Source organism: Trichococcus alkaliphilus (assembly GCF_003008695.1).
Classification (GTDB): Bacteria; Bacillota; Bacilli; order Lactobacillales; family Aerococcaceae; genus Trichococcus; species Trichococcus alkaliphilus.
In genome coordinates, this window is sequence record NZ_PXZT01000004.1 from 20,818 (window position 1) to 33,155 (window position 12,338).

Genomic DNA, 12,338 nt, shown 5'->3' on the forward strand with positions numbered 1-12,338 from the left:
ACCATGGAAAAAGAAAGATTGGATTTACTTGTAGTACAACAGGGCTTGACAGATTCCCGTGAAAAAGCCAAAAGATTGATCATGGCCGGGCAAATCTATGACGAAAACAACCAGCGTTACGACAAACCGGGCGAAAAGATTTCCGTCGAGAAAACCCTCCATATAAAGGGAGAAACATTGAAATACGTGAGCCGTGGAGGATTGAAACTTGAAAAAGCCATCGCTTTATTCCAGGTGGACCCCAAGGACAAAATCTTTTTGGACATCGGCAGTTCAACGGGCGGCTTTACGGATGTCGCGCTCCAAAATGGGGCAAAGCTTTGTTATGCGTTGGATGTCGGCTACAATCAACTGGATTGGAAATTGCGCCAGGATGAACGCGTCGAGGTCATGGAACGGGTGAATTTCCGTTACAGCAAACTGGAGGATTTTGAAAAAGGGCAGCCGGAGATGGCTTCCATTGATGTGTCCTTCATTTCGCTGAAACTGATTTTGCCGGTTCTGAAGGAAATTATCGCAGTCGGCGGAGACGTCGTTGCGCTGATCAAGCCTCAGTTCGAAGCCGGAAGAGGGAAAATCGGCAAAAAAGGCATTGTCAGTGATCCGGCAGTCCATAATGAAGTGTTGCGGGATATCTTGGATTTTGCTTCCCTGACCGGATTCGATGTGAAAAATCTGAGCTTTTCGCCTATCACTGGAGGCACCGGAAACATCGAATTTTTGGTCCATTTACAGGCCAATGCCCATGCACCGGGTATCGTCTCTCCAGAAATCGACAGCCCACAGATTGTCAAAGAGGCTTATCTGCAGCTGAAAAGCAAATCAATCTCAATTTCCGATAAATAGGTGTTTTAAGGAATCGTTGCGAAGGGGAATGCGGAATGTTACAAGAGTTGTCCATTAAAAATTTTGCAATAATTGAAAATCTTCAAGTGAGTTTCGACGAAGGGATGACCGTGCTGACCGGGGAAACCGGAGCTGGGAAATCCATCATCATCGATGCCGTCGGTCTGTTGGCAGGCGGGAGAGGATCCAACGATTTGATTCGATACGGCGAAAACAAGACGGTCATCCAAGGGCTTTTCAGTATTCCCGAAAACGCCAAGACAGTGTCCGTGTTGGAATCGTATGGAATCGAAGCGGACGGGAACCAAGTTCTGCTGCAGCGGGAACTATCCCGGAACGGTAAGAACATTTCCCGGGTCAACGGAACAATCGTAACGGTTGCGTCTCTGCGCGAAGTCGGCGAAACGCTGATCGATATCCACGGGCAGAACGAGCACCAAGAATTGATGGATCCGCAAAAACATATCGACCTGCTGGATCAGTTCGCCGGGAATGAACTGAGAGAAGTCAAAATGACATATCTCAATACTTATGCCAAATATGTGGATACACGCAAACAATTGATCCAATTGAAGACAGACGAGAAAGAAACAGTCCAAAGAATCGACTTGTTGACTTTCCAAATCCAGGAAATCGAGCAAGCTCAGTTGAAGGATCCTGCAGAGGATGAAAAACTGGAAGAAGAACGGAACCTGCTCGTCAATTATCAAAAAGTCATGCAAGCTTTGACGAGCGCATACGATTCAATGCAAAACAGCGAAGAGAACGGCATCGACAAAATCGGTCTCGGCATGGCGGCGTTGGAAAAAGTGCAGGACATCAATCCGGTTTACCAGGCAATCGCATCCTCCGTCTCGGCAGCGTATTACCAACTGCAGGAATGCGCAGCTGAAATCCTGTCGGAGATCGAGCAATTGTCCTACGATGAAGGGCGCTTGAACGAAATCGAGAACCGATTGGAATTGATCCGCCAGTTGAAGCGGAAATACGGAAACACAATCAGTGAGGTGTTGGGGCATTACGAAAAAATTTCCCGCGAGCTGGATCTGATCGAAAACCGTGAGAGCTACCTTGAGAAACTCAATGTGGACTACAACAAGGCAAAAGAAGAGATTCTGGCCATCGGCAAACAACTGACAGCCATCCGCGGAAAAGCTGCAGTCGTTCTGGAAGAACAGATTCAACTGCAGTTAAAGGAACTATACATGGAAAAAGTCCTTTTCAAGACTGTTTTCCATGTACAACCAGGGAAGATTGCGATTACGGATAACGGGTTGGATCACGTGGAATTCTATATCGCGACGAACGTCGGCGAACCCCTGAAAGCATTGGCCAAGGTGGCCAGCGGCGGCGAACTATCACGGATGATGTTGGCCATGAAAGCCATTTTCACCAAAACGCAAGGCATCACCAGCATCATCTTTGATGAAGTGGATACCGGCGTTTCGGGCAGGGTAGCGCAAGCGATAGCCAATAAGATCCACTTGGTGGCCAGCTACTCGCAGGTGCTCTGCATCACGCATCTTCCGCAAGTGGCAGCGATGGCGGATCAGCATCTCTATATAGAAAAAGAGATCATCGCCGAGCGGACAAAGACACACGTCAAACCGCTGTTCGGGGCTGAACGCATCAACGAAGTCGCACGCATGTTGGCGGGAACCGACATAACGGAACTTTCGCTGGCCCACGCCAAAGAATTGTTGGAGTTGGCCGATACCGAAAAAAACAGAGCATAAAAGAATAACTGCGCAGAGGAGCAGACTGGAAGGATTGGGGAGATTGGCATACACTAAAATCATCGCGCACAGGGGCAGTCGCGGGACCCGACCAGAAAATACGCTGGAGGCTTTTCAGGAAGCGCTGAAAGTTGCAAGCGACGGCATAGAATTGGACGTCCATCTGACTAAAGATGGTGAAGTCGTGGTCATCCATGATGAGACAGTGGACCGCACGACATCCGGAAAAGGCTATGTCAAAGAGATGACGCTGGAACAATTGAAAAAATTGGATGCCGGCAGCTGGTTCGATCCGAAATATAGCAACGCCCGCATCCCGACACTCCAAGAGGTGTTGACCCTTTTGGCGGAGAATCATTTTACAGGCGTCCTTAATGTTGAATTGAAGACGGATGTGTTCCAATACCCCGCAATCGAAGAAAAGGTGCTTGCCTTGGCAGAGCCTTATCTTGACCGTTTTTCGGTCATCTATTCCAGTTTTCATTATGAAACCTTGAAAAAAATCAAGGCTTTGCGCGAGGATTCAAAAATCGCCCTGCTTTTCAGTAAGAAAGGGAAGCAACAAATGGAGCTGGGTGAAGGGATCCCTGTAGAGGGTTGGCATCCGAAATTCTCGATTCTGCGCAGTCTGCCCCCTTTCGAACAATCCAAGATCCCGCTTCGCGTTTGGACGGTGAATCGAAAGGTCGAAATGCAAGTCTGTCTGCGTAAAAATATCGATTCGATGATCACGGATTATCCGGAACGCGCACTGCAAATGAGAAAGGTGATTCAGGGTGTCTGAAACAACAAAGGAAAAGTTAGCTAAAATCATGATCATTGTCGGTCCGACAGCAGTCGGGAAAACCGCGCTGAGCATCCGACTGGCAAAAAAATATAACGGTGAAATCATCAACGGGGATTCCATGCAAGTATACAAAGGCTTGGACATTGGGACCGCGAAGGTGACCGAGGAAGAGGCGGAGAGCATCCCGCATCATCTGTTGGATATCGTTCCGATTGAGCAGGATTACACTGCGTCCGACTTCAAAAGGGACGCAAGACTGGCCATCGAGTCGATCATCGCAAAAGGCAAGCTTCCGATCGTGGTCGGGGGTTCGGGCCTATATATAGAAGGACTTTTGTTTGATATGCAGTTCGGCGGGGTGGCTGCCGAAAATCCTCACTACCGGAAACAGTTGGAAGCTGAATTGGAACGGACCGATGCCATGCATATATGGAACCAATTGCAGGAGCAGGATCCCAAAGCGGCTGAACAAATCCACCCGAACAACAGCCGACGGGTCATCCGCGCTTTGGAAGTGATCCATTTCAGCGGGAAACGCTTCTCGGATCAGACCGATCGGAAAGCAGATCCTCACTATGACGCACTCTTGATCGGGCTTGACACCGAGCGAAGCATTCTTTACGAACGCATCAACCGGCGCGTAGATCTGATGGTCGCAGGAGGACTGGTTGAAGAAGCAAAAGCACTCTTTGACAGGCAATTACCTGCCAAGACGCAAGCGACAAGAGGTATCGGATATAAAGAATGGTTCGCTTATTTCAATGGGGAGGGCACATTTGAAGAAGCTACAGAACTGCTCAAGCAAAATTCAAGGCGCTATGCCAAAAGGCAGTTGACCTGGTTCCGAAACAGAATGAGCGGCATCCATTGGTTTGACGTGGTTCAGAACGATCAAGAGATGCGGAAAATCGAAGATTTAGTCGAGTCGTTCTTAACCTGATGTTTGAAAAGAACGAAAAAAGAAAGTTGGAAATTTTATGGAAAATACGAAAGAAAGAGTTATTCTGGTAAACGTTCAGACGACTCAAACAGATGAAGCCTTTGAATATCAACTGAGAGAACTGGCGGAATTGACCGAAACCGCGTTAGGGGAAGTTGTCGGAGTATTGACCCAAAAGAGGGATCGCAAAGATTCCCGGACAGTCATCGGCAAAGGCAAAGTGGAAGAGCTGGTGAATTTGTGTGCAGAGCTGGAGGCGGACACCGTCATTTTCCAGCAAGAACTCTCTTCTAAACATGTACGCAACATCCAAGAGAGTGTCGATTGCAAAGTCATCGATCGCGTTCAACTGATATTGGACATCTTTGCGATGCGCGCCCGCAGCAAAGAAGGGAAACTTCAGGTAGCCTTAGCGCAGTTGAGTTATCTGTTGCCGCGTTTGATGGGCCAAGGCGCCAATTTATCCCGACTGGGCGGGGGAATCGGAACAAGAGGACCAGGTGAGACAAAACTCGAGACCGATCGCAGACACATCCACAGCCAGATGCAGGAAATCAAGAAGACACTGGAAGAAACAGAGTTGCACCGCCAAAGGGCAAGAGAAAAACGCCATGCCAGCGAAGTCTTCCAGATTGGTTTGATCGGTTACACGAATGCAGGGAAATCCACGGTCATCAATCGATTGACCGACGCAGCAACGCTCGAAGAGGATAAGTTGTTCGCGACTCTGGATCCTTTGACAAGAAAGCTGACGTTGCCGAATCAATTCCAGGCTACGATAACCGATACCGTAGGCTTCATCCAGGATCTTCCGACACAGTTGATCCATGCTTTCCATTCAACCTTGGAAGAGAGCCGCAATATGGATGTATTTTTGCACGTGGTCGATGCTTCGACTTCCTTCATCGATGAACACGAAAAAACCGTATTGGACCTATTGAAGGATTTGGATATGGACAAGACACAGATGTTGACGATCTACAATAAACGCGATCTTGCCGGTCCGGATTTCCAGCCGCGCCTCTTTCCGAATATCGTCATTTCAGCACTTGATGATGACGACATCAACCGTTTGAAGGACTTCATCTGGGATGAAATCGCCAAAATGTTGGTTCCTTATACAAAAGACCTTGATGCAAGTGGCCCTGAAGCCCGCACGATGAATAAAATGCAGCAAGAGACCTTTGTGGAATCCATCGAATATATAGAAGAAACAAACGCCTACCGCTTAAGAGGGTACGCTAAAAGTAATTCAAAATGGTTAGGGGACAAAGTAACGGATGCAAGTGACGAATAAAGAAGCAAGGCTTTCCGGCTTAGTCGAAAAAGTCGACAACAAAATCCAGCCCGTTTTTAAAGGGATACAGGAAAAGGCTTTATTTAATCAAGGAAAAGTCCTGGAAGCTTTCCGAAAACACCGCGTCAGCGATTACCACTTTAACCCGAGCACAGGCTATGGTTATGATGACGACGGCCGCGATACACTGGAAAAAGTCTACGCAGAGGTTTTTCAGGCTGAAGCTGCTTTGGTCAGGCCGCAAATCATTTCCGGAACACACGCGATCTCAACTGCGCTCTTCGGAGTGCTGCGGCCAGGGGATGAATTGATGTACGTGACTGGAACGCCATACGATACCCTTTTGGATATTGTCGGGCTGACCGGGAACGGAATCGGCTCTCTAAAGGAGTATAATATCGCTTATCAGCATATCGATCTGTGTGCAGACGGCAAAGTGGATATTCCGATGGTTCTTGAGAAAGTCAGTCCCAAAACAAAAATGATCGCAATTCAACGCTCGCGCGGCTATGCAGCCAGACCCTCCTTTACGATCAATGAAATTAAAGAGATGATTGCGGCGATACGGCCGCATGTTGGACCCGAAGCTGTCTTTTTTGTCGACAATTGTTATGGTGAATTTGTCGAAACGCTGGAGCCGGTTGAAGTCGGAGCCGACCTTATTGCCGGCTCCCTCATCAAAAATCCGGGCGGCGGCATTGTGAAGATGGGCGGGTATCTCGCCGGCCGTGAAGACCTGATTGAACGGTGCGCCTACCGTCTGACAACTCCGGGGATCGGCCGTGAAGCTGGAGCCTCTTTGTACAGTCTTCTGGAAATGTATCAAGGTTTGTTTTTGGCGCCCCATGTTGTCGGGGAAGCGGTGAAAGGTGCGGTCTATACTGCTGGACTCTTGGAAGAATGCAGCGTATCTTCCACCCCTGCTTGGGACAGCCCGCGTACTGATCTGATCCAAATGGTCGCACTGCCGAGCAAGGAAGCGATGATCGCTTTTGCTCAGACGATACAGAAATATTCCCCCGTGAACGCAGCGGTCAAACCGATTCCGGCCTATATGCCCGGTTACGAGGATGATGTCATCATGGCTGCCGGAACCTTCATTCAGGGCGCAAGCTTGGAATTGACGGCAGATGGCCCGATTCGACCGCCTTATCTCCTGTACGTGCAAGGCGGCTTGACCTATGAGCATGTCAAATTGGCAGTCACCGCAGCAGTGAAGGATACGTTCTTCGCACAATAATTTGTGATTCCGGGCTGAACAGCACACACATTCAGCCCGAAAATCACACTTTTGGGAAATAGACAGCCCTCAAAAATGTCGCAATTCCAAACCTTCCCGCGAAAAAGTGTTGACTTTAAGCTGGTTTCCGCCTATACTATTAAATGTTGTGAGTCATTCAGACGGCTCAAAATTTTGTCTCAATAGCTCAGCCGGATAGAGCATTCGCCTTCTAAGCGAACGGTCGGGAGTTCGAATCTCTCTTGAGACGTCATATCTGTTTTCAGGATCATAAGTCCATGACAAAGAATCGGTTGCATCCGTGAAGAAGCGGATGCGATATTTTTTTTCTCATGACAGCCTTATGGGTCGGTTGATAGATGGAAAAGGCGGCAAAATTGTCCGTTTATTGCGATGGTGAAACATTTTTTGAGAAAAAGCCAAAATCATGGTGACAATTTAAACGGTTTGCTGTATAATCATTTCTTGTGACACCGGTTTGAAACGGATCCAATATTGTTTTGCCGAATACTGATTTTGTCTCAATAGCTCAGCCGGATAGAGCATTCGCCTTCTAAGCGAACGGTCGGGAGTTCGAATCTCTCTTGAGACGTATTTAACACAGAAAAAGCCCGCCGCAAGGATCTGATCCTTGCGGCGGGCTTTTTCTGTGTGAATGATTTTCAGGTTTCTAGAAATCAATCCAAGTATTCAAAGACATTTTTTGCTGTTTCGTCGAAAACAACTTCATGCGAGTCGCTGTTGTCGATTTTCTTTAATGGGAAATTGGTGCGGTAAATACTCTGATCAGGGAACTGCTCCAAATAAATGACAAAATTTTTCGGATAGAAACTTACCATTTTCGTGAATACATGATCTTGGTCGATGATAACAGTCTTCACTTCAGCCATGCTTTTCACCCAGTAAGTATCCACATTGAAATATTCACCTGGATGAACCGTGTATTCATATTTCAGTATCGTAATAAGGTCATTCAACATAATAAATCCCTCCTAAGTAGAATGTTAAACACTTCACATCCTCATTATACCCCATAGCAAGCAGATAATTAATACATTTTTGAAATGAAATTGCGGACAAGAGTCAATAATTTGAAAGTTATATGTCGATGTTAAAGGCAATAATTGGAAATTTAGGCTAAATTATGAAAAGTGTGGTATACTACTACTTGTAAGTCTGTTGCAGTTCCTGGTTCTTAAAAGTGAGGCGATAATGGAAATGGTACGAAATATTACTAACGAAACGAAAACCATGATTGAGAGCGAATTACGTAAAGGTACGAGCAACTCACGTATTGCGAATCTGCTTGGCGTGTCGTATGAGCAGGCTTTGGAGGTCGTTGAAGCCATCAAGGAATCTATACGTCCTGAAATCGGTGATGAAATAAAATTTACATTCCGCAAGCAAGAAATGGTAGGGGTAATCCGAAAATTATTGACAAATAGCGCCGTCGTAGAAATTTATTGGGATTTATCCTCCGGCACGATGAAGGATATCTGTGAGGATAAAACGATTGTGAATTTCAAAGACATTGAAGAGTTTGTTAAAGTTGACTAATACATATATGGAAAGAAGCGGCGCTCATCGTCGCTTCTTTTTGTTGCGGCAGGCCGTACCAAGCAGGTTGTTTATGCTGCAGTTCAACGAAACCGTTTTAATATAGTAGGGAATCAATGAATCTTGCAGCACCGGAAGATATAACAGAAAAATTATTATCGAAATGCTTGACAGGTTGTATAAAATTTTATATAGTTTGAAAGTCGAAAGGTTTGAACATCAAACTATTTTGACCTTCAAACGAATGTGGTTTGAGTGGGCATCGAAAGGAGGAGAGCTATCTTTGGAGCATTCCATAGATAAAATTAACTCATATCTCGTAGCTGTCTTCAATGAAGTGTTGGATATCGAAGAGCGTGCATTGCGTGTCAGTACATTTTCTGATTTATCCATCAAGGAGATGCATACAGTCGAGGCAATCGGCATGTATCAAGCTCATACAACTTCTGAAGTAGCAAAAAAATTGAACATAACTGCGGGAACTTTAACGGTGGCCATAAACGCTCTGGTAAAAAAGGGCTATGTCGAACGCATTCGGATGGAGAAAGACCGCAGAGTCGTAAAACTAGGATTAACCAAAAAAGGACGCTTACTGTATCGTCTTCATGATAAGTTCCATAGAGAGATGGTAAAGAATACCATACGCGATATGGAAGATCAGGAAGTGAAAGTTTTGCTGAAAGGCCTAAACAATCTTCACGGTTTCTTATTTGGGTTAGTTCAAAATATCAAGGAACAGGGTTGATACAATGGGTTCAAAAATTAGCGCTACGGGACATTATCTTCCGGAACAGGTCGTCACAAATGATGATCTTGCTAAAATCATGGATACAAGCGATGAATGGATCAGCAAGAGGACAGGCATCCGCCAAAGGCATATTTCGAAGGATGAAAACACTTCGGATTTAGCCAGCAAAGCCGCTCTTAATATTCTGCAGAATAGAAATATTACTGCGGATCAAATCGATTTCATCATCGTGGCAACAATGACAGCGGACGCTGGAAGTCCATCGACTGCCTGCCTGGTTCAAGAGAAAATTGGCGCTTCAAAGGCCTTTTGTTTTGACATCAATGCAGCCTGTTCGGGATTTGTGTTTTCCTTATCCACCGGGATCCATCTGATGCAAAGCAATTTATATCAATATGGCTTGATCATTGGTGCTGAAACAATGTCGAAAGCAGTCAATTGGGAAGATCGATCGACGGCAGTCCTGTTTGGAGACGGTGCAGGTGGCGTATTGTTGGAAAGAACGGAAGACGACTGTTTTGTTGCAGAAGACATCCATTCTGATGGCGGACGCCATGGAGCCTTGGTGTCGGACACAAGAAAGCTGAAAAGTCCGTTTGGCGGAACCGCGGAAGAGGAGCAATCCTACCTTACGATGGATGGCAGAGCCATTTTTGATTTTGCAATCCGCAGTGTTCCGGATATGATCCGGGATGTAATGCTGAAAGGCAATCTAGTCGAAGGCGATTTGAAGAAAATCATAGCTCATCAGGCCAATATCCGCTTATTGGAAGCAATCAGCAAAAAGGTAAAATTACCTTTCTCATTGTTTGCCAGCAACATTGCGGATACGGGTAACACTTCTGCGGCCAGTATACCTATTTTGTTTGACCAGCTCGTTCAATCGAAAGAAATTCAACTCGGCACCAGAGATAAGGTGCTGATGACAGGATTTGGTGGCGGCCTCACTTGGGGAGCCATCGTAGTATCATTAAACTAAAAAAAACATATTTGGAGGAATTTATTATGACATTCGAAAAAATCAAAGCAATTATCGTGGACCAATTGGACAAAGAAGAAGAAGAAGTACAATTAGCAACTAACTTCAGAGAAGACTTGGATGCTGACAGCCTGGACTTATTCCAAATCATCAATGACATCGAAGACGAATTTGACATCAAAATCGAATCAGACGAAGGCATCAACACTGTTGAAGATTTAGTTAAATATGTTGAAGCTCAATTAGCAGAATAAGCAGTAAAAGGAAAGTAGGCCTTGTATGAAGTCAGAATTATGTGAATTATTAGGCATCCAATATCCAATCATTCAAGGAGCAATGGCGTGGGTAGCGGATGCTGATTTGGCAAGTGCCGTTTCCAATGCTGGCGGGCTTGGTCTTATAGGGACTGGACATGATAGTGTGGATGTAGCGAATGAAAAAATTTCGAAAATGAAAGCATTGACGGATAAGCCTTTTGGCGTAAACATCATGCTTTTGAATCCGCAGGTCGATGCTATTGTTGAAGCAGTGATCGCTTCTGGCGTTAAGGTTGTCACAACCGGCGCCGGAAGTCCAGCCCGCTATATGAACCAATTCAAAGAAGCAGGCATCACAGTCATTCCGGTTGTTGCTTCCGTAGCTTTAGCGAGAAGAATGGAGAAAGACGGCGCACACGCTGTCGTTGTCGAAGGCATGGAATCCGGTGGACACATCGGAAGAACAACGACAATTGCCCTGGTTCCTCAGGTTGTCGATGCCGTTTCCATTCCTGTCATCGCTGCAGGCGGTATCGGTGATGGACGCGGGATGGCGGCTGCTTTCATGTTGGGCGCATCTGCTGTTCAAGTCGGGACCCGTTTTGTAGTTGCCAAGGAATCCAATGCACATCAAAATTTCAAGAATGCCATCCTTAGAGCGAAAGACATCGACACAGTCATTACCGGTCAGATTACCGGACATCCTGTTCGTGTGTTGCGCAACAAGTTGACCAGAGAATATCTGCAAGTCGAGAAAGAAGAGACGAGCAAGGAAAATCCGGACTTGGCAAAACTTGAAGAAATGGGCAAAGGCGCTCTGAGAAGAGCGACTGTCGATGGTGATAAAGATTACGGTTCGATGATGGCCGGCCAGATTGCCGGTTTGATTTCGAAGGAACAAACGTGTCACGACATCATACAAGAGTATATGACGGAATGCAAAGAAGTTATCTTGGCTCAAGCAAAATTGTGGGCTGAGTAACAAATTTATAGAGGTGAAATAATGGCAACAGCTTTTGTCTATAGTGGTCAAGGTGCGCAATATTTCGGAATGGGTCAAGAACTTTATAACGAGTATGCCGTTGTGCGCACTGTTTTTGATGAAGCTTCAGCAACGCTTGGTTACGATGTTGCAGAACTATGTTTCCAAGAGAATGACAAGCTTCATTTAACTGAATATACACAACCAGCAATCTTAACGGTTAGCTACGCCCTTGATCAATTACTAGCTGAAAAGGGAATTCAGCCAGATTTTGTTGCAGGATTGAGCCTCGGAGAATATACAGCACTGGTGAAAGCCAATGCTTTTTCTTTTAATGAGGCTATTTCGCTCGTAGCGAAACGCGGCAAATACATGAGTGAGGCAGTGCCGGCAGGCCGTGGCAAAATGGCCGCCGTCATGAATGCGGAACGTTCCGTGATCGAAGAATCTTGCAGGGAAGCAAGCGAGACGGCTTATGTCGCGCCTGCCAACTACAATATGCCGACGCAGATCGTCATCGGCGGGGAAATCGAAGGCGTCAATAAAGCCATCGAAATCCTTGAGTCCAAAGGCGTGAAACGCATCATCCCGTTGAACGTCAGCGGTCCTTTTCATACCGCTCTGTTGCATCCTGCAGCGGAAAAGTTGGAAGTGGCTTTGGCAGAGGTGACTGTCGATGAACCGAAGATACCGGTTGTAGGCAATACCGAAGCGACCATCGTAACAAGGGACGCCATCAAGGGTCTGTTGGTGCGTCAGATCGAATCACCGGTTTTATGGGAAGACAGCGTCCGCAAGCTGGTTGAACTGGGTGTGGACACCTTCGTGGAAGTCGGCCCTGGCACGACTTTGAGCAAGTTCATCAAAAAAATCAATAAAGAGGTCGCAGTATACAATGTGGAGGATCTGAAATCCCTCAACAAGACCCTTGAAGCGTTAAAAAAATAAGAGATCTGACAAGAAATGAGG

At 46.2% G+C, this 12,338-nt stretch carries 13 protein-coding genes and 2 tRNA genes; 14 read left to right on the forward strand and 1 reads right to left on the reverse strand.

Annotated elements, in window-relative coordinates:
- The first annotated feature begins 3 nt into the window (after positions 1-3).
- The 8 genes from C7R73_RS04850 (at position 4) to C7R73_RS04885 (ending at position 7,438) form a co-directional block, all read left to right on the forward strand.
- Positions 4-846, forward strand: a complete 843-nt coding sequence (locus C7R73_RS04850; protein ID WP_106449413.1) for a TlyA family RNA methyltransferase — start codon at positions 4-6, stop codon at positions 844-846.
- A 35-nt stretch (positions 847-881) separates the two neighbouring features.
- Entirely contained in the window at positions 882-2,582 is a 1,701-nt protein-coding gene (gene recN, locus C7R73_RS04855) for a DNA repair protein RecN (protein ID WP_106449414.1), read from the forward strand.
- Between the two features lie 43 nt (positions 2,583-2,625).
- On the forward strand, positions 2,626-3,366 hold the full coding sequence (locus C7R73_RS04860; RefSeq protein ID WP_106449415.1) for a glycerophosphodiester phosphodiesterase: 741 nt from the start codon (positions 2,626-2,628) through the stop codon (positions 3,364-3,366).
- 28 nt (positions 3,367-3,394) lie between these two features.
- Complete coding sequence (gene miaA / locus C7R73_RS04865) at positions 3,395-4,309, forward strand: tRNA (adenosine(37)-N6)-dimethylallyltransferase MiaA (RefSeq protein ID WP_106449574.1); 915 nt, start codon at positions 3,395-3,397, stop codon at positions 4,307-4,309.
- 37 nt (positions 4,310-4,346) lie between these two features.
- Positions 4,347-5,606 (forward strand): GTPase HflX, encoded by a 1,260-nt coding sequence (gene hflX / locus C7R73_RS04870; RefSeq protein ID WP_106449416.1) that lies wholly within the window; start codon positions 4,347-4,349, stop codon positions 5,604-5,606.
- A complete protein-coding gene (locus tag C7R73_RS04875; protein WP_106449417.1) occupies positions 5,590-6,846 on the forward strand; it encodes a methionine gamma-lyase family protein in 1,257 nt (418 codons plus the stop codon). Before hflX ends, C7R73_RS04875 begins: the two co-directional genes overlap by 17 nt.
- Before the next feature lie 176 nt (positions 6,847-7,022).
- Positions 7,023-7,096: transfer RNA gene (locus C7R73_RS04880), tRNA-Arg, on the forward strand.
- Positions 7,097-7,364: 268 nt separating this feature from the next.
- Positions 7,365-7,438: transfer RNA gene (locus C7R73_RS04885), tRNA-Arg, on the forward strand.
- A gap of 85 nt (positions 7,439-7,523) precedes the next feature.
- Here C7R73_RS04885 and C7R73_RS04890 read toward each other — a convergent pair.
- Complete coding sequence (locus C7R73_RS04890) at positions 7,524-7,826, reverse strand: hypothetical protein (protein ID WP_106449418.1); 303 nt, start codon at positions 7,824-7,826, stop codon at positions 7,524-7,526.
- Between the two features lie 238 nt (positions 7,827-8,064).
- Here C7R73_RS04890 and C7R73_RS04895 point away from each other — a divergent pair, with 238 nt between their 5' ends.
- The 6 genes from C7R73_RS04895 (at position 8,065) to fabD (ending at position 12,317) form a co-directional block, all read left to right on the forward strand.
- Entirely contained in the window at positions 8,065-8,403 is a 339-nt protein-coding gene (locus tag C7R73_RS04895; protein WP_106449575.1) for a DUF2187 domain-containing protein, read from the forward strand.
- Positions 8,404-8,647: 244 nt separating this feature from the next.
- Positions 8,648-9,148 carry a fatty acid biosynthesis transcriptional regulator FabT gene (fabT, locus tag C7R73_RS04900; RefSeq protein ID WP_106449576.1) on the forward strand — a complete coding sequence of 167 codons (501 nt, stop codon included), beginning with the start codon at positions 8,648-8,650 and terminating at the stop codon, positions 9,146-9,148.
- Positions 9,149-9,152: 4 nt separating this feature from the next.
- The gene (locus C7R73_RS04905) at positions 9,153-10,130 is read left to right on the forward strand and encodes a beta-ketoacyl-ACP synthase III (protein WP_106449419.1); all 978 of its coding nucleotides are present in this window, start codon (positions 9,153-9,155) and stop codon (positions 10,128-10,130) included.
- 26 nt (positions 10,131-10,156) lie between these two features.
- A complete protein-coding gene (locus C7R73_RS04910) occupies positions 10,157-10,384 on the forward strand; it encodes an acyl carrier protein (protein WP_086627800.1) in 228 nt (75 codons plus the stop codon).
- A gap of 25 nt (positions 10,385-10,409) precedes the next feature.
- Positions 10,410-11,369 carry an enoyl-[acyl-carrier-protein] reductase FabK gene (gene fabK / locus C7R73_RS04915; RefSeq protein WP_106449420.1) on the forward strand — a complete coding sequence of 320 codons (960 nt, stop codon included), beginning with the start codon at positions 10,410-10,412 and terminating at the stop codon, positions 11,367-11,369.
- Between the two features lie 21 nt (positions 11,370-11,390).
- Positions 11,391-12,317 (forward strand): ACP S-malonyltransferase, encoded by a 927-nt coding sequence (gene fabD, locus C7R73_RS04920; RefSeq protein ID WP_106449421.1) that lies wholly within the window; start codon positions 11,391-11,393, stop codon positions 12,315-12,317.
- Positions 12,318-12,338: the final 21 nt, after the last annotated feature.